Consider the following 21562-nt stretch of genomic DNA (forward strand, 5'->3'; position numbering starts at 1 on the left):
TCTATCTCAACGACGGGTGATGCCGGACAACCCGGCGTTGCTGGCAAAGGTCCGGCCCATGCGGGCGCCGGCATCGCCGATGGCGGCGACGGCACGTTCGATGGTCGGGCCGTTGGCGATGGCGGTGATCTTTGCGGCGTAGGCCGGATCGGTGGCGTACCCACCCCGTTGCAAGCCCTGTGCAAAACCGTGCACATCACTGCCGGCGCCCAGTGCGGCCTGGTAGCGCGGGTTGCTCTTCAGCAGGCGCACGTAGTCGCCAAAGCTCTCGGCCATCGAGCCGTAGGCGCGGAAACTGGCCACTTCGGTGCGGCGCTGGCCGTTGACATACTCGTGGGTACCGGTGGTGGCACGCTCGCCGCTCCAGCCGGTGGCCTTGATGCCGAACAGGTTGTGGCTGCTGCTGCTGCCGTTGTCGCGGGCGATGTGGCGCTTGCCCCAGCCGGTTTCCAGCGCGGCCTGGGCGACCAGCGCGCGCGGGTCCACGCCCAGTTCGCGGGCGGCGCGTTGTGCGTGCGGCCAGATGCTGGCGACGAAGCCTTCCGGCGTGTGCGTGCCCAGCGAGCGCGCGGCCAGATCGGCACTGGCGCTGTCCACGGCATCGCCACGGGTGGCGGCGGTGACCTTGCTCCAGCGGTCGTTGCCCGTCGACCAGTCGGGTGCGGCGAGGGCATCGTTCTGGGTATAGGGATCGCTGCTGCCGAGCGAGGCGTGCAGGGCACGGGTATCGCGACCGGCGATCAGATCCAGCGTCTGCGCCTGTGGCGTCAGGTCGGCCGACGGCCCGGTGACGCCGGGCGCAGCCAGCGGATCGTTCTGCAGTGGAGCGGTGTTCTGCAACGGCAGTCCAGCGGCGGCCGGAGCGGCCAGCTGGTAGGCCCGTGCTGCGGCAGCCGGGGTGACGCTGGTGTCCAGCGCCGGCTTGTTGGCGGCCTCGCCACCGAGTTGACGGGCGATGACCGCCGACAGGCCCAGACCACGGCCGCGTGTCATCTGCTCGGCGATGCGCTGGTCGTACATCTCGCGGAACATCTGGTTCTCGCCCGGGAACAGCGAGTCGCCGAAGCTGGCCGCCCGCATGCTCTTGATCAGCATCTGGGCGAACTGGCCTTCCAGCTGCCGTGCGACTTTGTCGATCTTGGCCGGGTCATGGGCGAGCGCCGGATTGAGCTCCAGCGGCGAGGCGTTGATACGCATGTCAGATCACCTCGAGCTCGGCGCTCAGCGCACCGGCCTGCTTGAGGGCTTCCAGGATCGCGATCAGATCGCCCGGTGCCGCGCCCACTTCGTTGACCGCGCGCACGATCTCATCGAGCGTGGCGCCACCGTCGAAACGGAACATGCGGCTGCCCTCGTTGCTGGCGGTGATGGTCGACTGCGGCACGGCCACGGTCTGGCCGCCGCCGAAGGCGTTGGGCTGGCTGATCTGCGCCGATTCGCTGACGGTCACCGTCAAGGAGCCGTGCGCGATCGCCGCCGGGCTGACCCGGACCTGCGAGCCGATCACCACCGTGCCGGTGCGTGAATTGACCACGATGCGCGCCGGAGCGCTGCCCGGTGACAGCTCGACATTCTCGATCCGCGCCAGCATGCCGATCCGTGCGCCGGCATCGGTGGGGGCCTGCACCGCCACGGTGACGCCGTCCACCGCGCGTGCCGCGCCTTCGCCGAAGGTCGCGTTCAAGGCGTTGACCATGCGCGAAACGGTGGTGAAATCGTTCTGGTGCAGGTTCAAGGTGATCTCACCGCTGGCCCCGAACACATCGGGCACCGCGCGTTCGACGGTGGCGCCGTTGGGAATGCGACCGACGCTGGGAATATTCACCGACATGCGCGAGCCATCCTTGCCCTGCGCACCGAAGCCGCCGACCACCAGATTGCCCTGGGCGATGGCGTAGACCTGGCCATCGGCGCCTTTGAGCGGCGCCATCAGCAGCGAGCCGCCGCGCAGTGACACCGCGTTGCCGATCGAGGAGACGGTGATGTCGATGGTCTGGCCGGGCTTGGAGAACGGCGGCAGTTCGGCGTGGATCGCCACGGCGGCCACGTTCTTCAGCTGCGGGTTGACGTTGGCCGGGACGTTGACGCCCAGCTCGCCGAGCAGGTTCTTCAGGCTCTGCACGGTAAACGGCGCCTGGCTGGTGCGGTCACCGCTGCCATCCAGACCGACCACCAGGCCGTAGCCGACCAGCGCATTGCCGCGCACCCCGCCGACCTGGGCCAGGTCTTTGATGCGTTCGGCCTGGGCGGGCAGGGCAACGCCCAGTACCAGCAGGCACAGCGCGGCGCGGCGAAGAAGGGGAGAGAGATTCATGGCCATGCTCAGAACGGCGCCAGCGCCGAGTTGAAGAAGCGTCCCAGCCAGCCGATCGCATTGGACTGCGCCACGGCGCCGCGACCGCCGTAGACGATGCGCGCATCGGCCACCCGGCTGGAGGAGATGGTGTTGTCCGGGGTGATATCCGCCGAGCGCACCACGCCCTGGATCTGCACCAACTCATCGCCCTGGTTGAGCCGCAGGTTCTTCTGCCCCTGCACGACCAGATTGCCGTTGGGCAGGCGCTGGATCACGGTGACGGTGACATTGCCCTGCAGGCGGTTGCTCTGCGCGCTGTTGCCCTTGCCACCGAAGTCGCGCTCGGCCGCGGCCGAGGCACCGAGGATGTCCTTGCCGCCCAGCGTGACCGGCGCGCCGAACAGGGTCGGCGTGCCGATATCCACGTTGGACTGCTTGCTGATCGCGGTGCTGGCGGTGGTGGTGGCGGTGGTGTTCTCGATCAGGGTGATGGTGAGCAGGTCGCCGACATCACGCGCCCGGCGATCACCGTAGAGATTCAGTCCCGGGCCGGCGGCATAGATCGCGCCGGCGGTGGGTTCGGCCGACGGCGCGATGACCGGCTGGATCGGCGCCATCGGTGCGTACGGGCGCACGTCGCCGGCCAGCGTGCAGCCACCCAGCAGGGTGGTGGCGACGAGGGCGACGGAAAGATGACGCGTCAAGGCGATGCGGTTCATGGCGGGATTCCTGGGCGGCTCAGACGTTGTTGTTGAGGTAGCCGAGCATCGAGTCGGTGGTGGAGATCGCCTTGGCATTCATCTCGTAGGCGCGCTGGGTCTCGATCATCGACACCAGCTCCTCGACCACGTTGACGTTGCTGCCTTCCAGCGCGCCCTGGACCACGCTGCCCAGGCCGTTGAGACCGGGCGTACCGTTCTGGGCCGGGCCGGAGGCGGTGGTTTCCAGATACAGGTTCTCGCCCTTGGACTGCAGGCCGGCCGGATTGATGAAGTCGGTCAGGGTCAGCGAACCGATCTCGACCGAGGCCGCTTCGCCGGCCATCTGCACGCTGATGGTGCCGTCGCTGCCGATGGTCATCGACTGCGCGCCTTCAGGAATCTGGATGCCCGGCTGCACGGCATAGCCGCTGTTGGTGACCAGCTCGCCCTGGGCGTTGACCTGGAAGCTGCCATCGCGGGTATAGGCCGAGGTGCCATCGGGCATCATCACTTCGAAGAAACCGCGGCCATTGACCATCACATCCATCGCGCGGCCGGTCTGCTGCTGGCTGCCCTGTTCGAAGTGCTTGGAGGTGGACACCACGCGCACGCCGGTACCCAGCTGCAGGCCGGTCGGTAGCTGCGTCTGCGCCGAGGAAGCGCCGCCGGGCTGACGCACCTGCTGGTACAGCAGGTCCTCGAAGCTGGCGCGGTCGCGCTTGAATCCGGTGGTATTGGTGTTGGCCAGATTGTTCGAGACAACGGACATGCGCGTCTGCTGCGCGTCCAGGCCGGTCTTGGCGACCCACAATGCCTGATTCATGGTGCGATTCCTCTGCTGGTTCTGTTGGCCGGGTTGGCCCTTGCCCAGAGTCAATGCACGGCGCGTGCCAGAAACGGTGCCGGAATGCCGGCGTAGGCCTTCCCCCGGTGCCCGACGGCGGTATGCACACTGCCGGGCACGCCCGGTGACGGGCCCCGGCGCAATAAAAAATCCGCGGGCCACCGGGGCCCGCGGATTTCGGATTCACGGCAGGGGAGCGGGCGCTCAGCCGTTCAGACGCAGCAGGCTGTTGGCACTGCGTGCGTTCTCGTCACCGTGCTTGATCACCTTGACCTGCATTTCGAACTGGCGCTGCAGCTGGATCATCTGCACCAGCGCTCCGGCCGCATCGACGTTGCTGGCTTCGAGCATGCCGCTGTCCACCGCTTTTCCCGTGGCGGCGGTGAAGGGCTGCTGCGGGTCGGTATTGCGCATCAGCCCGTCCAGCCCGCGCGTCAGCCGGTCGTCGGCGGCGTTGACCACCCGCAGCCGGCCGATCATCGCCATCGTCTGCGGGCCTTCACCCTGCGGAATGATCGACAGCGTGCCGTCATTGCCGATTTCGATGGCCTGGTAGGGCGGTATCGCCAGCGGATTGCCGTTGTCATCGAGCACGGCATTGCCTTCGGCGGTGACCAGCTGGCCGTTGGGCGTCAGCGACAGTGCGCCGGCGCGGGTATAGGCCTCGCTGCCATCGCCGGCCTGCACCGCCAGCCAGTTGCCCGGCTGCAGTGACAGATCCAGCGCGTTGCCGGTGACCTGCTGGGCGCCAACGCGGCGGTTGAAGCCGGCGTCGACATGCAGCGCATCGATCCGCGATGGATGCCCGGGCCCCTGGATGCGGAAGGCCTCGGTGTTGGCCAGCGCCTCCTTGAAGCCGGGGGTGTCGGCATTGGCCAGGTTGTGGGACACCGTGCCCTGCGCCTGCAGTGAAGCGCGGGCGCCGGTCATGGCAACGTAGAGTGCCTTGTCCATCAGTGGAGTTCCGTCTGCGGGTCAGGGGTGGGCATCAACGGATGTTGATCATGGCCTGGGTGATCTGGTCCTGGGTGGAAAGCATCTGCGAGTTGGCCTGGAAGTTGCGCTGCGCGGTGATCATGTTGACCAGCTGCTCGGTCAGATCCACCGTGGAGGCTTCCAGCGAGCCGGCCTGGATCTGGCCGAAGTCCGAGCTGTCCGGGGCACCGGTGCGCGGCGTGCCCGAGGTGTAGGTCTCGGTCCACAGATTGTTGCCGTCGCTCTTCAGGCCCTGCGGATTGTTGAAGTTGGTCAGAGCCACCTGGCCCAGGCCGACGTCCACACCGTTGGAGTAGCGTGCATAGACCACGCCCTCTTCGGAGATGCTCACCTCGTTGAGCTTGCCGGAGGCATAGCCGTCCTGGGCGGTGTTGCGCAGCGAGAACTTCTCGCCGTACTGGGTGGAGCCGGTGATATCCAGCGACATGTTCAACGAACCGGCGCCGGTGCTGGGGATGAACGGATCCATGACGATCTTGCCGTCGGCGGGCGTGGTCAGCAGGCCGCTATCGGAGAATCCCAGCGTGGTCGGCGCGCCGGCAGCCACTCCGTCAACGTAGTTGTAGACCTGCCATTCGTTCGGATTGGCGGTTTTGACGAAATACGAGGTCTGGGTATGGCTCACGCCCAGCGAGTCGTACACGGTGACGCCGCCGCTGGACTGGCTGTAGCTGTTGGAATCGGCCGGATCGAACGGGGTCACCGTCGGCGGCGTGGCATTGGCCGGCAGGGTGAAGGCCAGTTCCACGTTGCTGGTCGGGCGCGGCGGGCTGTCGGTGGCCAGCAGGCGCAGGTCGGTCAGCTGCCCGGCCTCGAAGCCGGTGCCGGCGGCGTTGGGAGCGAACACCTGCAGGCGGGCGCCCTGCGGGTTCACCACGTAGCCGCTGGCATCGGTCTGGAAATTGCCGGCGCGCGAGTACACGCGGTTGCCGTTCATCGACAGGGTGAAGAAGCCTTCGCCGGCGACCGCCAGATCCAGGCTGCGGCCGGTGGTGTCGATGTTGCCCTGCGAGAACTGCTGGGCGACGTTGGTCAAGCGTGCGCCCGAGCCCACTGCCGTGGACGACAGACCGTAGCTGGTGGAATTGAACAGGTCGGCGAACTCGGCGCGCGATTCCTTGAAGCCGGTGGTGTTGACGTTGGCGATGTTGTTCGCCGTCACGTTCAGGTTGGCGTTAGCGGCATTGATACCGGACAGCGAGATGTTGAAGCTCATCGGAATTTTCCTTCTGAAGTCGTTGGGCCGGCTCAGCTGACGCGGAGCACGTAATCGAGCGGGGCGGTGCCCAGTCCCTTGAGGTTGAGGTACAGCCCGTCGGAGCCGACGGTGACGCTCTCCACCTCGGCCTGCACATAGGTGCTCAGCTTGGATTGCACGCCGCTGGCGTCGGTGTGGTTGGCGACGATGCTGTAGCTGCCCGGCGGCATGCGCTTGCCGTCGGCATCCAGTCCGTCCCACTGGAAAGACACCTCGCCCGCGGCATTGGCCGGCACAGTGAGCTGGTTCACCTTCACGCCGTTGGCGTCGGTGATATCCACGGTGACGGTACCGGGGCCCGGCGCGGCGACCGTGCCGCTGACCATGCCGTCGGTTTCCAGTGCCAGCTGGGTGGAGGGCACCAGCACCTCGTGACCGACCAGCGCCGCACCCTTCAGGATCTGGTCGCTGGACAGCTGCTGCTGGAAGCCGTTGACCGAGGTGTTGAGGTCGTTGATGCCCTGCACGGTGGACAGCTGCGCCATCTGCGCGACCATCTGGCTGTTGTCCATCGGCTTGAGCGGGTCCTGATGCTGCAGCTGGGTGGTCATCAGGCGCATGAAGTCGGCCTGGTCCAGTGCATCATTCTTTTTCTTGGCCTGCGGGGTGTTGGCGGTGAGGCCAAGGGCGCCGTACAGGTCGGTGTTGACGGTACTCATGGGTAATGTGTCCTGGAGGCGGCGCGTCAGCGGCCCATGGTCAAGGTGGCCAATGCCAGTTCCTTGGCGGTGTTGAGCATTTCCACGCCGGCCTGGTAATTGCGCGAGGTCGAAATGAGGTTGACCATCTGCGCCACCGGATCGATATCCGGCGCGTAGACATAGCCTTCGCCATCGGCCAGCGGGTGGTTGGGCTCGTAGCGCTTGATCGGCGCGGCCTGGCTTTGTGTCACTTCCTTGACCTGCACGCCGGTGAGGTTGCGGTCCTCACGGCTGGTCACGGCCTGGAAGATCGGCTCCAGCGGCTTGTAGACCGCTTCAGGCGAGCCGGCGATCGAGTCGGCGTTGGACAGGTTCGAGGCGATGGTGCTCATGCGCACCGACTGCGCCTGCAGCGCGGAGCCGGCGATATCGAAAATCGGCAGGTTGCTCATGGCGATACTCCTTATTGACCGGTGATCGCAGTGAGCATGGAGCGCACCTTGGATTCGACGAAGCTCAGCGAGGCGCGGTATTCCAGCGCGGCGCGGCCATAGGCGGCGCGTTCGGCATCCGGGTCCACGGTGTTGCCGTCGAGGCTGGGCTGATTTGCTTCGCGCAGGATCTGGAACGGATTCAGGCCGTCGCCACCGATCCGGTAATGCTGCTCGGCGGTGGTGGTCAGCAGGCCGTTGCCGGTACCGCCCTGGGCCTGGCGCAGGGCGGCATCAAAATCGAGATCGCGGGCCTTGTAGCCCGGCGTGTCGGCATTGGCCAGATTGCCGGCGATCAGTTTCATGCGCTGCTCGCGCAACGGCATGGCCTGGGCGTGAACCCCCAGGTAGTTGGAAATCAGGTTGGGCATGACAAGCCTCCCGCGGACGATGTGCGGGAAGCTGCAAGTGGTGTGCCAGACAGGGCGCGATGGCGCCTGGGGCGGCCTCAGGCCGCAGCGGCCACCTGGCGCAGGCGGTGCAGGACGAAGTCGGCGAGCTCGTGCGGGCTGTACTTGGCCACGAAGGCGTTGGCGCCGACCCGTTCGACCATGGCGTTGTTGAACACGCCCGACAGGGAGGTGTGCAGCAGCACGTAGAGCCCGGCCAGGCCCGGGTGGCGGCGGATTTCCGTCGTCAGGGTGTAGCCGTCCATGGCGGGCATCTCGATGTCGGAGATCACCATGGCGTAGCGTTCGGCCGGGTTCTCGCCGCCGGCATGGATCTGCAGCAGGTGGTCCAGCGCCTGCTTGCCATCGGAGAGCAGGGTGGCGGTGACGCCGAGCTGGTCGAGCACATTGCGGATCTGCTGGCGTGCCACCCGCGAGTCGTCGACCACCAGCACCTGCATCGGTGGCGCGCCGGCGGGCAGGGCCATGGACGGGTCCAGCACCGCCTCGTCGCGGATCTGGGCGATATCGGCCAGCACACTTTCCACGTCGATGACCTGGATCAGCTCGCCCTGGAAGCGGGTGACCGCGGTCAGGTAGCTGGATTCGGCGCCCAGCTCGGGCGGCGGCTGGATGTCCTCCACCGCGATATTGACGATCCGTTCGACCCCGCTGACCAGAAAGCCCTGCACCGAGCGGTTGAATTCGGTGACCACCAGATAGCCCGGCGAGGTGTCGGCCTCGGGTTCACGCTCGGGATGGCCGATGGCCAGTCCCAGATCCAGCACCGGTACCGAGCGGCCACGCACGTCGGCGACACCCGCAAACTGGGCCGGCAGCCCGGGGACCTGGAACAGCGCCGGGCGCCGCAACACTTCCTGGACCTTGAATACGTTCACGCCAAAAAGCTGACGGCCGCCAAGGCGGAACAGCAACAGCGCGAGCCGGTTGTGGCCGGCCAGGCGCGTGCGTTGGTCGATGCGATTGAGCAGATCATGTGACATGCAAGCGGTATCGGCGCCTGCGTGGAGGACTTGAGAGGGGGTTTTGGCACGCCGCTTGCAGCGATGTGGGCACTATCTGTTGCCGGAGGTTGCATGCGTCTGTCTGTCTTGCTGGGCCTGGTCCTGGCCATGCCGGTGGTGGCGGCCGATTTCCAGCCGGTGACCTCGATCAGGACGGCGGCCCTGTCCACGCTGGACCCGACCACCGAGGGCGAGGCGATCGTCGATGCTGGGCTGCGCCTGCCGGCGTGCCCGCAGAGCCTGCAGGCACGTGCCACCGGTACCAGCACCGTGGAGGTGAGCTGTCCGCAGGCCGGCGGCTGGCGCCTGTTCGTTCCGGTAAAGATCCGGCGCGAGCAGGATGTGCTGGTGCTCGGGCGTGGGGTGGCCGCTGGAGAAACCCTGTCGGCAGCCGATATCACCACTGTGCGCCGCGACACCGCGCGGATCGCCGGCGCGGTGATCTCCGATCCGCAGCTGGCGGTGGGACGGGTGGCGCGGCGCACGCTGGCTGCCGGCAGCCTGCTCTCGGCCAGTGATCTGGTCGCGCAGCGGCTGGTCCGTCGTGGCGACAGTGTGGCGCTGGTTTCCCGCCGGGGCGGCATCGAAGTGCGGATGGCCGGACGGGCGCTGGGCGATGCCGGCGAACAGGAGCGGGTGTCGGTGGAGAACCTGTCCTCACGCAAAATAGTACAAGGTGTGGTGGGCCCCGGCGGCGACGTTGTGGTTTCGCGATAAATTTCCTAAAGAAGACCGGCCCGCCGCCGTTAACGTATTCGAACCGAATCAGGATCATCGTCACATGAGCCAGAAAATCGACGGCGGTATTGCAGCAAGCGCCCAGCTGCGCCCAGTCACCGTCCTTGCCAAAGCCGCCCCGGCCGGCGACACCGCCGCGCGCCCGGTTGAAGCGGTCGACAGCCTGCGCCTGACCGGCGAGGCCACAAATCTGCAGGCCATGCAGCGCGAACTGTCGACTGCCCCGGCGATCGACAGCGGCCGCGTACAGGCCGTGCGTGAGGCATTGGAAAACGGCAGCTACCGGATCAATCCCGAGGCCATTGCCCAGCGCATGCTGGACATGGACCAGCAGCTGCGCGGATGAAGCTGGCAATGGGCAATCCGCTGCAGCAGCTGAGCGACGCGCTCGATGGCGAACGCCAGGCGCTGGTTGACCACGATGTGCCGGCACTGATCGCCGCTACCGGTCGCAAACTCGAGGCCCTGCGTGTGCTGGAAGCCCAGCCGCCGCTGGAACATGCCGCGCTGCTGCAGGAACTGGCGGAGCGCAACCGGGCCAATGGGGCTCTGCTGGCCCGGCGCCGGCGTGAGGTCAACTGGGCCCTGCGCCAGCTCGGCCGCAGTGAAACCGCCTCGGCCTACGATGCGAAGGGGCAGTCCCAGCTGCTGCACACCCGCAAGCCGCTGGCGGTGGCCTGAGGCCTGTCCGCGCCCGTTCAGCGGGCGCGCCTGAACCGGTACCGGGCAAACGTATATATTGATCAGCCGTTTCCCCTGATCCTGCGGCCCGTGTCCACTCCCGATTTCGCTTCGCTGTTCCCGTTGCCCTCCGCCGATGTGCTGCGCGCCCTGGGCGAACGCATGCGTGAAGGTCTGCTCCTGTTCGACGGCAAGGGCAATACCTCGCTGGTCAACCGTGCCGCGCGCCAGATGCTGGACGCCGAGCAGAGCCCGGTCCTGGCGCTCGGCGCGAAACTCGCGCGTTTCCTGCCGCCGGCCGCCATGCCGCAGGCCAAGGAGAGCGGCAGCTGGAGCGGCAGTCTGCCGCTTGGCGAGCGGGTGGTGATCCTCCAGCTCTACCATCAGCCGGGCGAAGGGCGCGACGTCTACCTGGCGCTGTTCCGCAATCTCGAAGGGCAGGAAGACTACGAGCGTGAGCTGCAGCAGCGCCACGCCGAGTTGCGCCAGGCCTACCTGCGACTGAACGGGACCCAGGAAAAGCTCCTGCAGTCGGAAAAGATGGCGTCCATCGGCCAGTTGGCCGCCGGTGTCGCCCACGAGATCAACAATCCCATCGGCTATGTCCACTCCAACCTGGGCAGCCTGCAGGAATACCTGCGCAGCCTGTTCACGGTCATCGAGGCCTATGAGCGCGCCCTGCGCGCCCCGGACCCGAAGGCTTCGATCCCGGAGATCGACGATATCCGCAGCCGGCTGGATATCGATTTCATCAGTCGCGACCTGCCGCAGCTGATGGCCGAATCACGCGAGGGCATCGAGCGGGTGACCCGCATCGTGCGTGACCTGAAGGACTTCTCCTATTCCGGGCGCGACGAGTCCTGGAAGCTGGCCGACCTGCACGCCGGGCTCGAATCGACGATCAACATCATCTGGAACGAACTCAAGTACAAGGTCACGCTCGAGCGCCAATACGGCGAGCTGCCGATGGTGGAATGCCTGCCCTCGGAGTTGAACCAGGTCTACATGAACATGCTGCTCAATGCCGGACATGCAGTGGCCGAACGCGGCCATATCGTGGTCAGCAGCGGCGTGAGCGGTGATGAGGTGTGGGTGGAGTTCAAGGACAACGGCGCCGGTATTTCCCCCGAGCTGCGCCAGCGCATTTTCGATCCGTTCTTCACCACCAAGCCGGTCGGCAGTGGCACCGGGCTGGGGCTATCGATTTCCTACGGCATCATCAACAAGCATCACGGCCGCATCGACCTGGACAGCACCGTCGGTGAAGGTTCGCGCTTCCGCATCATTCTGCCGATCCGTCAGCCCAAGGGCTGACGGCGGCACTCACAGCGGGACGCCGCCGCGTTTTTCATCGTGGGTACGGAACGCCTGGCGGATGTGCTCGCGCAGCTCGTCGTCATCCCACGGTTTGGTCAGGAAACGGTAGATCGCGCCACGGTTGATCGCATCGGTCACGGTGGCCAGATCGGTGTAGCCGGAGAGCACCAGGCGGATGGTGTCCGGGTAGAGCATCTTCACCCGGCCCAGGAACTCGGTGCCGCTCATGTCGGACATGCGCTGGTCGGACAGGATCACCTGCACATCGTTGATCGCCAGCAGGTCGAAGGCATCACGCACGTTGCCGGCCGCCAGGATGCGGTAACCGTCGCGGCGGAACAGGCGCACCAGTGAGCGCAGCACGTTCTCCTCGTCATCCAGCAACAGCAGGGTGCGATCAGGGCGTGTTTCGGCAAAGGCTTCCGGGCGCAGGTAGCGCCGGCGCAAAGTCATGCCGGCGGCATCGGCCGACATCGGCTCGCCAAACAGGTAGCCCTGGAACACGTCGCAGTCGTTGCGCCGCAGGAAGCCCAGCTGCGCCTGTGATTCGACGCCATTGGCGATCACGGTCATGCCCAGCTGGTGGCCCATCGCGATGATCGCGCGACTGATCGCTGCTTCGCGATTGGCCGCCGGCGCGCTCTTGATGAAGCTGCGGTCGATCTTCAGCTTGTCGACCGGGTAGCGGACCAGCGCACTGAGGCTGGAGTCGCCGGTGCCGAAGTTGTCCAGGCTCAGGCTGATGCCTTCGTTGCGCAGGTTGGCCAGCGTCTCATGGACGAAGTTCACATTGTTGGTCAGCGCGCTTTCGTTGATTTCCAGCGTCAACATGCGCGGCGGCACGCCGGTGGTCTGCAGCATTCCCATGACTTCGGCGAAAAAGTTGGGGCGCAACAGTTGCAGGGTGGAGACGTTGATCGCCACGCTGAAATCGTCGAATCCCTGGTCGCGCCAGACTCGTGCCTGGCGCAGCGCGACCTCCAGCACCCACGAGCCGATCTGGACGATGATGCCCAGACGCTCGGCGGTACGCATGAAGCGTTCCGGGACGAGCATTCCCAGCGTCGGCGATTGCCAGCGCAGCAGTGCCTCCATGCCGACCACATGGCCATCGCGGGCACTGACCAGCGGCTGGTAGCGCAGGCGCAATTCGCCGTTGTCGATCGCATCGACCAGTTGCCTTGAGATGATGCTTTCGCTGTGCGCGCTGCTGGGCTTGTGCAGCACGTACAGGTGCACCGAGTTGCCACCTTCGCGACCGGCCTGATGCAGTGCGTCCTCGGCCAGATCCAGCAGTCTGCTGGGCCGTGTGGCGTGCTCCGGGCACAGGCTAACGCCGATCTTCGCGGTCAGAAACAGCGTGTACGGCAGCACCGACAGCGGCAGCTCCATCTGCTGGCGCAGCGATTCGGCCATCTCCTCGGGAAGCGGTTCACCCGGCAGGCGCGGAATTGCGATCAGGAACTCGTCGCTGCCATGGCGCCACAGCCGGCCTCGTCCCTGCAGATGCGTACGCAGGCGCTCGGCGATCAATTCCAGCGCCTGGTCGCCGACTTCCGCACTCATGTTCTCGTTTACCGAGGCGAAATGATCGATATCCAGGTGCATCACCACCAGCGGTGTGCCACCGCTGGCGGCCTCGTTGACCAGCGCGGCGAACTCCGGATTGCCTGCGCCAAGCCGGGCGGTCTGCGTTTCCGTAAAAGGCGGCGTGGAGAGGGGGGAAGGCCACATGGTTCAGAGTCCAGCTGCCGCTTCGAGCGGTTGCGATGCGCGGATGGGGAGGTACAGGTCGATGCACGTGCCTTCGCCCGGTGCGGTGATGATCTCCAGCTTGCCGCCGGCGCTCTGCGCGCGCTCGCGCATCACGATCAGGCCCAGGCCGCGCGGACCGTCGGGATCGAAACCCTCGCCATCATCGATAACCCGCAGATGCAGCTGGCCGTTGTCGGCCTCGTTCAATCGCAGCTGGACCTGACTTGCCTGCGCATGACGCAAGGCATTGGTCAGGCTTTCCTGCGCGATGCGGAAGCAGGCCTGCTCGATCGCATTGTCCGGGCGCTGGGACAATTCGCCGATCTCCATCTGCAGCTCCACCGGCGAGGCCCGGAAAAGCTGCCCTGCCTGCCAGCGCACCGCGGCCTGCAGGCCCAGCGCGTCAAGTTGCGGGGGGCGAAGCAGCATCGACAGGTTGCGCAGCCGGGTCACGGTGCTGTCGACCAGCTCGATGATCTGGCCGATATCTTCATTGCGGCGCGTGGCATCCAGCTCGTGCATCGCGGCATGCGCGGCGAGTTTGATCGCGGTGATGGACTGGCCGATATCGTCGTGCAGGTCGCGCGAAATAGCCCTGCGCTCGTCCTCCTGCACCGAAAACAGGCGTCCGGCCAGCGCCTGCAGTTCCCGGTTGCTGGTTTCCAGCGCGGCGCGGTGGGACTCCAGTTCGGTGAGGTCGCGGATGACCAGCAGTCGGCAGTCGCGTCCGCCGTAGCGTACGTCTCCCACTGACAAGGCTGCCAGGAAGTGGCTGCCATCCTGGCGCTGCATGCTGGGAATCAGCGGCGGCAGGCGGTCAAGATACCGGCGTGGCAGATTCAGATAGTCGCGTACCCGGGCAAGGTCATCGCCGGTGACGAGCGACTGCAGCGGGGTGCCGAGCATCTGCTCGGCGGCGTAGCCGAATTGCGCGGCGCCGAGCGGGTTGATGTACAGCACCTGGTCCTCGGAAAGGATCACGACGCCGTCAGGAAGGACGCGCACCAGCTCGCGGAACTGCTCCTCGCGCTCCTTCAGCAGCTGGCGCGAATGCTCGCGCTCGCTGACATCCTGCAAGGTTCCATGGATCACGCCCGGCGCCGCCCCGGTTTGAACCGGGGCCAGGCGCGCGCGCAGGTGGATGGTCAGTAAGCGTCCGTCCATCGCCCGCACACGCAACAGCAGGTCCAGCTGGGCCGCGCTGCCTTTGACGATGGCGTCAATGCTCTGCAACAGCTCGCTTGCGTCGTTTTCACCGATCCGGAACGCATCGCCGATCGGTTGCCATGTCGGTGAGGGGCCCGGACGCCGCGCCAGCAGCAGGCACGCTTCATCCGACAGGCGGATCTGTGCCTTGACCGGATCGATCTCCAGTGCGCCGATGCGTGCGATGGATTGGACCTCGCGCATCCGGTTCAGGGCGGTATCGAGTTGCCGCCGGGTGGCGACCTCGGCACTGCGATCAATCATGTTGACCAGCCGCGCCGCGCGCCCGTCGAGGGTGAGGCGGCTTCCCCACAGTTCCGCCGGATGAATGCTGCCGTCGCGTCGCTGCAGGTTGGTCGACAGGTGCTGCTCACTGTCAGGCCGGGCGACAATGCGGGCCATATGGCGACGCAGCAGTTCTTCCGAACCTGGCGGAATCAGCTGCCCGATCGTCATCCCGCCGAGCTCCTGGCGGCTCCAGCCCAGCAGCGCTTCGGCCGCGGGATTGGCATCACGGATCGTCCAGGTGGCCAAGTCATAGACCAGCATCGCGCCGGCGTTGCATTCGAAACGCTGCCGGTACTCCGTCAATTCATGTGCCAGCCGCTCCTGCTCGTACGCCAGCTGCGCCTGGCAGCGCTGCCACCTGCGGGTCAGCACCAGCGCGCAGGCGAAAAGGAGGGTGACGCAGATCACAGTTGTGATGGCTGCCGCGGGTATGGACAACGCGACCGTCAGCCAGGGAGCAACGCAACCGGCCAGCCCGATCAGCAGCAAGAGGGCGACACCTGGGTAAAAATTCGTCGTCAACTTCTTCAACAGCAAGCCAGCGTAAGACGGCGAAGGCGGAAGCGGGGGCTGGCCTGTCTCCATTGTTCCTGATGGGTCGGGGACGGAAAGTCGGTCTCCATCTTACCTGCTTGCCAAAAGTGGACGCGACGGGCTGCTCAATTTTCCGGCGTGCCGGCCGTTATTCGATTAATTCCAACAAAGAGTGGAGCGGTACGGCGTGGATCAGGGTGCGATTTTCAGTCTGTTGAAGCACCACCTGGGCACGGCCGCCGACTTGCCGCATGTCGACAGGGTTGCAATGGGCATGACCGGCGCCTGCGGCAGCAGCCAGCGCCAACGGGTGCTTGAGACGGAGCTGGAGATTCAGCGGGCCCAGCTGAAACAGGCCCAGCGGGCCGCCGGGATGGGCGGTTGGGTCTGGGAAAACGAGGCTGGCGGCTGCATGCGCTGGTCTGATGCGTTCTATGCCGTCACTACGCTGCAGGCGGGTTCGTTGCCGGCAGATCGCCGCTGGATGCGGGTGCTGGGCCGGGGAGGGCGCAGGCAGGTGCTCTCCGCCTGGCGCCGGGTTCAGCGGGAGGGCAACGAATACACCTTCGATATGAGTCACCGTGCTGGCGATGGCCTCACCTTGCAGTTGCGTGTCTGGATGCAGCCGCATCTGGATCCAAATGGCAGCGTCCAGCGGGTGATCGGCCAGATCCACAATGTCTCCGCACAGCGGCAGACCGATGCGCTGATCCGCTGGCGGACCGAGCTGCTCAATCGCGTTTCCGCACTGGGCCGGATCGGCGCCTGCGAGATCGAGGTGGGCAGCCGCAGCATGCTGTGGACCGAGGAGTGCTACCGCATCCACGGCTTGCGCAAGGAGCAGATCAGCCTGGATCAGGCGCTGTCCCTGTATACGCAGGATTCGCAGGACAGCTTCTGTGCGGCCCTGGATCGCATTGCTGCGGGGGGTCTTCCCGAGCAGTTGGAACTGTGTTTCTACCGGCATTCGGGCCAGCGGGTGTGGGTGCAGGTGCTTGTCGAACTGGACCAGCGCGAAGGCTTGCCCGAGCGGTTTGTGGTGTTGTTCCGCGACATCACCCGCGAGCGAGAGGCCAATGAGCGCATCGAGCTCCTGGCGCACTACGACCTGCTGACCGGACTCCCCAACAGGATGCTGCTGCGCGAGCAGGCGATCGAGGCGATGGAGGAGGCGCGTAAGCGCGGCGCGACGCTGGCGATGCTGTTCATCGACCTGGATGGCTTCAAGGCCATCAACGACACTTTCGGTCACGCCACCGGCGACAGCTTGCTCAAGGCGGCCGCCGCACGCTTCCACCAGAACCTCAGCAATGCGGATCTGTTCGCGCGCTTCAGTGGCGATGAGTTCATCGTGATCCTGCGCAATCTCAGTCAGCCCGAGGATGCCGGGCTGGTCGCCCGCAAGCTGATCGCTTCGCTTGCCGAGCCGCTGTATCGCGGCGACAGCGCGCTGAAGGTCGGCGCGAGCGTTGGCATCGCGCTGATGGACGAAACACGTCAGGATTTCGACACCCTGTTGCGCGCCGCCGATGCGGCGATGTACGCCGCCAAGAGCGCCGGACGCAACACCTACCAGTACTACAGCCAGGATGCGCTGGCGCGTACCCAGCGCCGCCTTGAGGTCGAGCACGCGCTGCACGGTGCGGTGGATCGCGAGGAGTTCTCGCTGGTCTACCAGCCGCTGGTACACGCCGATTCCTCGCAGCCTCCTTCAATCGAGGCGCTGGTGCGCTGGGAGCATCCCCGGATCGGGGTCTGCGGACCGGCCGAGTTCATTCCGATCGCCGAGAAATGCGGTGAAATCAACCAGATCGGCGAATGGGTGCTGGACGAAGCCTGCCGGCAGGCCGCTGTCTGGCGACAGGCCGGGCTGGCGTTTGAGCGTATCGCCGTGAATATTTCCGCGGTGCAGCTGCGTGAGCGGGGCTTCGCCGAGCGTGTGATCCAGACCTGTCGCCGCCACAACTGGCCGCCGCATCAACTTGAGCTGGAGCTCACCGAGTCGGCGCTGATCCGCGACACGGATGCGCTGCGCCAATGCTTCGAGATATTCGAAACCAATGGCGTACCGCTGGCGGTGGATGACTTCGGTACCGGTTTCTCGAATCTGCACTACCTCAACCGGTTTCCCGTGCAGCGTCTGAAAATCGACCGCAGTTTCGTCCAGGAAATGCTGCACGATGCCGGGACGGCCGAAGTCACCCAGGCAATCGTGCAGCTGGGCCACGCGCTGGGCATGCAGGTGGTCGCCGAAGGCGTGGAGACGGTACAGGAAGAGTTGATGCTGCGTGCCCAGGGCTGCGATGAGATGCAGGGCTACCTGTTCTCGCGGCCGCTGCCGCCGCGCCAGATGGCGCAATGGCTCAAGGCCAGGGTGTAGGGCGCTCACGCGGCGCAGGGTCGGGCCGGGCAGGCCGGCGAATCCTCCAGATCAAACAGTTCCAGCACAAGGGCGCACCTGATGCGCCCTTGTGCTGTTTGCGCATCTCCGGGCGCTTTGGCCTGCAAGCAGCGCGACCGGTTTGAACCGGGCGCGAGTGTTGGGTCGCCGCCAGAACCTGCCATTGCGCGCCACGCCAGCGCAGGGATGTGCCGGGACCGGGCGGACGCCGGCGATCTATCCGCTTCGCCGGGGTATGACCGGGCGCAGCGTCATGAAGATGACAGGCACCCGATACGCCGTTGCTTCCGCTGCCTTACCCGCCCGCAGTGGCGCCACCTTCGACCATGCCTGCGGCATTCGATGTGCTCCGGCGCGGCGGCTGTCCGCTGCCTTTATGCGTTGCCGTAGCAGCCGTTTGCAGTCCAAGGCATATGCCTGATTGCAAAAAGAAAAGCCCCGGACATGCCGGGGCTTTTCCATCAACCAAGGGGGTATCAGAACAGTTCGACCGTTCCTGCGCCCATGCTCTGCTGGCTCACGGGCTTGTGCGGCGGGCGCTCCCATTCGTTGCGCATCTCGCGCAGGCGGCTGCCGGTGCGCTGCAGGGCGGTTACCAGCTCATCGTCGAAGACCCCGCCGTTCCGGTGCAGCAGCTCCTGCAGGGCCAGGGCTTCGCGGTTGATGGCACCTAGGCGGTCCAGATGCGTGTGGGCGCCACCCAAGGCCTGGGTGGCGATGTCCTCGAACTGCAGGGCGCGCACGGCTTCGGCAACACTGCTGTCGATGGCACGGCCGCAGTCGGAGATCTCGCGCATGCCATCGCCCAGCGATGCATTGATGGCGGCCACGTTCTCCAGCATCGCCGCGGCCTCATGGCGCGCTTCGCGGGAGCGGTCCATGTCGCGCGAGGCCATGTGCGAGACGGTCTCGCGCACCTTGGCGATGGCGTCCTTGGAGCTGTGGGCCAGCTTGCGGATCTGCTCGTTGAAGGTGGTGGAGCGCTCGGACAGGTTGCGCACCTCGTCAGCGACCACCGCAAAGCCGCGTCCGGCCTCGCCGGCACGTGCCGCCTCGATCGCCGCGTTCAGCGCCAGCAGGTTGGTCTGGTCGGCGATGGATTTGACGTCTTCCAGCAGTGCGAAGATGCCATCCAGGTGCTGTGCCATCTGGTCGATGTGCTGCACGGTGTTGCTGCTCTGGCCGCTGACCTGTTCCAGCGCTTCAACCAGCTGTTCCATCTGCTGGCTGGCATGCTGGGCGAAGCGGGCCACGTCGACGCCACCGCCGCCTTCATCGCCGGCGCGGTCGACCACACGGGCCAGGGCCTGGCTCTGCTGCCGGGATTTGCGGCTCATCGAATCGAAACTGCCACCGAGTCCGGCGACCGCCTGACGGATCAGTTCGCGGGCGCGTTCGATCTCGCTGCGTGAGCCATCGATCTCGTTGCTGACGAAGCTGCGCAGTTCATTGAGCAGCTGGTCCTGTTCCTTCAGCACCTTGGCATGTTCGGGGGAGCGCTGGGCCTGTGCGTGCACAGTCCAGTACGCAAACACCAGCCAGCTCAGCACCATTGTGGTCAGGATCGCCCACACGGCTGCTGACGGCCACGCCAGGGCGGCAGCAAGCGGGAGCAGGAAGGTCAAGGCCAGCGGGGCGGCCAGGCGGATTGCAATACGTGAATACATGGACGTTCTCGGGAGAGTCACGAATGCAGTATCGGCCGCAGGCCGGGGGGCTTTAGGCCTGCAACGGACTCCCGGAACGTTTTGTGATGGCCGTAGGCGGTGGCGTGGTGCGGCGCATACGGCGCACGTCTCAGCGCAGGCGGCGTTCGATCGCCTCGACCATGGTCTTGCGCGAAATCAGGAAGTCCCAGTAGTTGCCTCCCAGTTGCCGCCACAGTACCGCCGAGCGCACGGCGGCCAGCAGCAGCGCGCGGATTTCCGAGACCACGGGGGCCTGGTTGAGATAGTGCGGATTGCCCTGGACCATGATCTTGGGCTTGAGCTGGCTGATCGTGTCCTTGTACAGCTCGCCCATGGCCAAGAGCACGTCGGGGTGGTTGCTTTCGCCGAGCTCCTGCGCCCGCACCGCGGCCCGGCGCACCCCCGCCTGCACCTTGTCCACGGTCGAGGCCTCACGTACGAAGCGGCGCTCCAGCTGCATCACCGACAACGCCAGGCGCGGCAACAATTCGTCCTTTCCCTGGTTGCGGAAATAGTCGCGCAACAGGCGCAGGCCAGGCTCCACCTGCCTGGCGCTGCCATACACCGCAGCAGGGTCGGGCGCATCGAGCCGCATGACACTGTCCATCGCCGTGCGCACGATGGCCGCTTCGGAATGGCCGGTTTCGGCGATACGGCGGACCTGCTGCAGGGCCTGGGCAATGCCGGCCAGCGCCAGTACGCGGTCGTCAAACGAAAAACTCATGGTTACCTCTCAAGGGGAAGGTGGCGCGCCCAGACGGCGCTCCAGCGGTGCATTGGTGGCGGCGATCACCGCCCCGCCCAGACATTCCATGCCGTCATAGAGCACCAGTGACTGTCCGGGGGTCACCGCCCGTTGCGGGCCTGCGAAATGCACATCCAACGTGCCGTCGTCACGCACCCGCACGGTACACGGCTCGTCCGGCTGCCGATAGCGGGTCTGTGCGGTGCATTCGAATTCCGTCGCCGGAGGCGCCCCTGAAATCCAGTGCATCGGTTCGCTGCGCAGCCAGTTCGACTGCAGATAGGCACTGTCGTGCCCCTGGTCGACGTACAGGATGTTGCGTGCCACGTCCTTGCCGACCACGAACCAGGGGGCAGCCGGCCGGCCGCGCACGCCGCCGATATTCAGCCCTTCGCGCTGGCCCAGGGTGAAATAGAAAACGCCGGGATGGGTGGCGATGACCTGGTCGTCGGGATCGCGGATCTCGCCGCGCCGCGCGGGCAGATACTGGCCCAGGAACTCGCGGAAATCGCGTTCACCGATGAAGCAGATGCCCGTGGAGTCCTTTTTGGCATGGGTCTGCAACCCGGCATCGCGGGCGATGCGACGCAGCTGGCTCTTTTCCAGGTGGCCGATCGGGAACAGGGTGGCCGCCAGTTGTTCCTGCCCCAGCTGGTGCAGGAAGTAGCTTTGATCCTTGCCGCGGTCGGCGCCGCGCAGCAGGCGCCAGCGCCCACGGTGCTGGTCCACCTGTGCGTAATGGCCGGTGGCGATCCGCTCGGCGCCGAGGTCGCGGGCCGCCGCCAGGAAGTGCTTGAACTTCACCTCCCGGTTGCACAGTACGTCCGGGTTGGGCGTCCGACCGGCCGCGTATTCGGCCAGGAAGTGCTCGAACACCCCTTCCCAGTATTCGCTGGAGAAGTCGCGGAAATGGAACGGGATACCCAGCCGTCCGCAGACGGCGACCGCATCGCGTCGATCGTCTTCAGCCCGGCAGTGGCCGCTGCCGTCGTCGGCCCAGTTCTGCATGAACAGCCCCGCGACCGGAAGCCCCTGCTGTACCAGCATCAGCGCCGCGACCGAGGAATCCACGCCGCCGGAGACGCCTACGACAATATCCGGTGTGCTCATGGGATCTGCCTCAGCAGCGACAGGGGGTGGCGTTGCCCGGCCAGCCAGTCGGCGACCGTGCGCCAGACCAGCGGGCTGCGCAGCCGTTCCATCTCGGCCTGGATGGCTTCCGGTGGCAGCCACAAGGCCTGGATGATTCCGGCATCCAGCGCCTGTGCGGCGTGATGGTGGAGCGGTTCGGCGGCAAAGGCGAACCGCAGGAAGGGCGTGCCGTCATCGGCCTGCCACTGGTAGGTACCGATGAAGGCGGTCAGCCGCACGTCCCAGCCGGTTTCTTCGCGGGTTTCGCGCACCGCCGCGTCCAGCAGGCTTTCGCCCGGTTCCAAGTGGCCGGCCGGCTGGTTCAGCAGCCGGCGACCCTGTTTTTCCTCTTCCACCAGCAGCAGTTGCCCTGCGCGGGAGACCACGGTGGCCACGGTGACATGTGGCGCCCATCGCTGGGACTGCAATGCGTTCAC

At 66.0% G+C, this 21562-nt stretch carries 20 protein-coding genes and 1 pseudogene; 5 read left to right on the forward strand and 16 right to left on the reverse strand.

Translation table 11 applies throughout. The features are described from left to right. Positions 1-6 precede the first annotated feature (6 nt). The 10 genes from flgJ to ACVOMH_RS08345 all read right to left on the reverse strand — a co-directional run bounded on the left by flgJ (position 7) and on the right by ACVOMH_RS08345 (position 8620). Positions 7-1197 (reverse strand): flagellar assembly peptidoglycan hydrolase FlgJ, encoded by a 1191-nt coding sequence (gene flgJ, locus ACVOMH_RS08300; RefSeq protein ID WP_481551635.1) that lies wholly within the window; start codon positions 1195-1197, stop codon positions 7-9. A gap of 1 nt (position 1198) precedes the next feature. Beyond that, entirely contained in the window at positions 1199-2320 is a 1122-nt protein-coding gene (locus ACVOMH_RS08305) for a flagellar basal body P-ring protein FlgI (protein WP_054656970.1), read from the reverse strand. A gap of 2 nt (positions 2321-2322) precedes the next feature. Then, on the reverse strand, positions 2323-3015 hold the full coding sequence (flgH, locus tag ACVOMH_RS08310; protein ID WP_481551636.1) for a flagellar basal body L-ring protein FlgH: 693 nt from the start codon (positions 3013-3015) through the stop codon (positions 2323-2325). A 19-nt stretch (positions 3016-3034) separates the two neighbouring features. Further along, positions 3035-3820 carry a flagellar basal-body rod protein FlgG gene (gene flgG, locus ACVOMH_RS08315; protein ID WP_054656975.1) on the reverse strand — a complete coding sequence of 262 codons (786 nt, stop codon included), beginning with the start codon at positions 3818-3820 and terminating at the stop codon, positions 3035-3037. Between the two features lie 225 nt (positions 3821-4045). Beyond that, positions 4046-4795 (reverse strand): flagellar basal body rod protein FlgF, encoded by a 750-nt coding sequence (locus ACVOMH_RS08320; protein ID WP_054656977.1) that lies wholly within the window; start codon positions 4793-4795, stop codon positions 4046-4048. Positions 4796-4829: 34 nt separating this feature from the next. After that, a complete protein-coding gene (gene flgE / locus ACVOMH_RS08325; protein ID WP_057506500.1) occupies positions 4830-6053 on the reverse strand; it encodes a flagellar hook protein FlgE in 1224 nt (407 codons plus the stop codon). Positions 6054-6085: 32 nt separating this feature from the next. Continuing rightward, a complete protein-coding gene (locus ACVOMH_RS08330) occupies positions 6086-6754 on the reverse strand; it encodes a flagellar hook capping FlgD N-terminal domain-containing protein (RefSeq protein WP_481551637.1) in 669 nt (222 codons plus the stop codon). Positions 6755-6780: 26 nt separating this feature from the next. Further along, positions 6781-7188: a flagellar basal body rod protein FlgC gene (flgC, locus tag ACVOMH_RS08335; protein ID WP_481551638.1), complete on the reverse strand. Its 408-nt coding sequence runs from the start codon at positions 7186-7188 to the stop codon at positions 6781-6783. Positions 7189-7199: 11 nt separating this feature from the next. Then, complete coding sequence (flgB, locus tag ACVOMH_RS08340) at positions 7200-7598, reverse strand: flagellar basal body rod protein FlgB (protein ID WP_481551639.1); 399 nt, start codon at positions 7596-7598, stop codon at positions 7200-7202. Between the two features lie 77 nt (positions 7599-7675). Continuing rightward, positions 7676-8620 carry a chemotaxis protein gene (locus tag ACVOMH_RS08345; RefSeq protein WP_054656983.1) on the reverse strand — a complete coding sequence of 315 codons (945 nt, stop codon included), beginning with the start codon at positions 8618-8620 and terminating at the stop codon, positions 7676-7678. A 93-nt stretch (positions 8621-8713) separates the two neighbouring features. Here ACVOMH_RS08345 and flgA point away from each other — a divergent pair, with 93 nt between their 5' ends. The 4 genes from flgA (at position 8714) to ACVOMH_RS08365 (ending at position 11374) form a co-directional block, all read left to right on the forward strand. Then, positions 8714-9358 carry a flagellar basal body P-ring formation chaperone FlgA gene (gene flgA, locus ACVOMH_RS08350; protein WP_481551640.1) on the forward strand — a complete coding sequence of 215 codons (645 nt, stop codon included), beginning with the start codon at positions 8714-8716 and terminating at the stop codon, positions 9356-9358. A 64-nt stretch (positions 9359-9422) separates the two neighbouring features. Next, a complete protein-coding gene (flgM, locus tag ACVOMH_RS08355) occupies positions 9423-9725 on the forward strand; it encodes a flagellar biosynthesis anti-sigma factor FlgM (protein ID WP_054656988.1) in 303 nt (100 codons plus the stop codon). Then, positions 9722-10060: a flagella protein gene (locus tag ACVOMH_RS08360; RefSeq protein ID WP_054656990.1), complete on the forward strand. Its 339-nt coding sequence runs from the start codon at positions 9722-9724 to the stop codon at positions 10058-10060. The genes flgM and ACVOMH_RS08360 overlap by 4 nt, the downstream gene beginning before the upstream one ends. Before the next feature lie 162 nt (positions 10061-10222). Beyond that, entirely contained in the window at positions 10223-11374 is a 1152-nt protein-coding gene (locus ACVOMH_RS08365; protein WP_083468360.1) for an ATP-binding protein, read from the forward strand. 9 nt (positions 11375-11383) lie between these two features. On the opposite strand, the gene ACVOMH_RS08370 is transcribed toward ACVOMH_RS08365, so the two are convergent. Both ACVOMH_RS08370 and ACVOMH_RS08375 read right to left on the reverse strand, forming a co-directional pair. Then, a complete protein-coding gene (locus ACVOMH_RS08370) occupies positions 11384-13111 on the reverse strand; it encodes an EAL domain-containing protein (protein WP_481523831.1) in 1728 nt (575 codons plus the stop codon). A 3-nt stretch (positions 13112-13114) separates the two neighbouring features. Then, positions 13115-15115, reverse strand: coding sequence for a PAS domain-containing sensor histidine kinase (locus tag ACVOMH_RS08375; RefSeq protein ID WP_481551641.1), 2001 nt, complete (start codon positions 15113-15115; stop codon positions 13115-13117). 298 nt (positions 15116-15413) lie between these two features. Between ACVOMH_RS08375 and ACVOMH_RS08380 the strand changes: the two are divergent. Then, a pseudogene (locus tag ACVOMH_RS08380) lies at positions 15414-17540 on the forward strand (putative bifunctional diguanylate cyclase/phosphodiesterase); the annotation flags it as partial. A 497-nt stretch (positions 17541-18037) separates the two neighbouring features. Here the strand turns inward: ACVOMH_RS08380 and ACVOMH_RS08385 are convergent. From ACVOMH_RS08385 to ACVOMH_RS08400, 4 genes are all read right to left on the reverse strand, one after another. Next, on the reverse strand, positions 18038-19228 hold the full coding sequence (locus ACVOMH_RS08385; RefSeq protein WP_054656999.1) for a methyl-accepting chemotaxis protein: 1191 nt from the start codon (positions 19226-19228) through the stop codon (positions 18038-18040). 130 nt (positions 19229-19358) lie between these two features. Next, complete coding sequence (gene hflD / locus ACVOMH_RS08390; RefSeq protein ID WP_481551642.1) at positions 19359-19973, reverse strand: high frequency lysogenization protein HflD; 615 nt, start codon at positions 19971-19973, stop codon at positions 19359-19361. A gap of 9 nt (positions 19974-19982) precedes the next feature. Further along, positions 19983-21104 carry a tRNA 2-thiouridine(34) synthase MnmA gene (mnmA, locus tag ACVOMH_RS08395; protein WP_481551643.1) on the reverse strand — a complete coding sequence of 374 codons (1122 nt, stop codon included), beginning with the start codon at positions 21102-21104 and terminating at the stop codon, positions 19983-19985. Beyond that, a complete protein-coding gene (locus ACVOMH_RS08400; RefSeq protein WP_481551644.1) occupies positions 21101-21562 on the reverse strand; it encodes an NUDIX hydrolase in 462 nt (153 codons plus the stop codon). The genes mnmA and ACVOMH_RS08400 overlap by 4 nt, the downstream gene beginning before the upstream one ends.

It is taken from the genome of Stenotrophomonas sp. STEN013, from assembly GCF_056760355.1.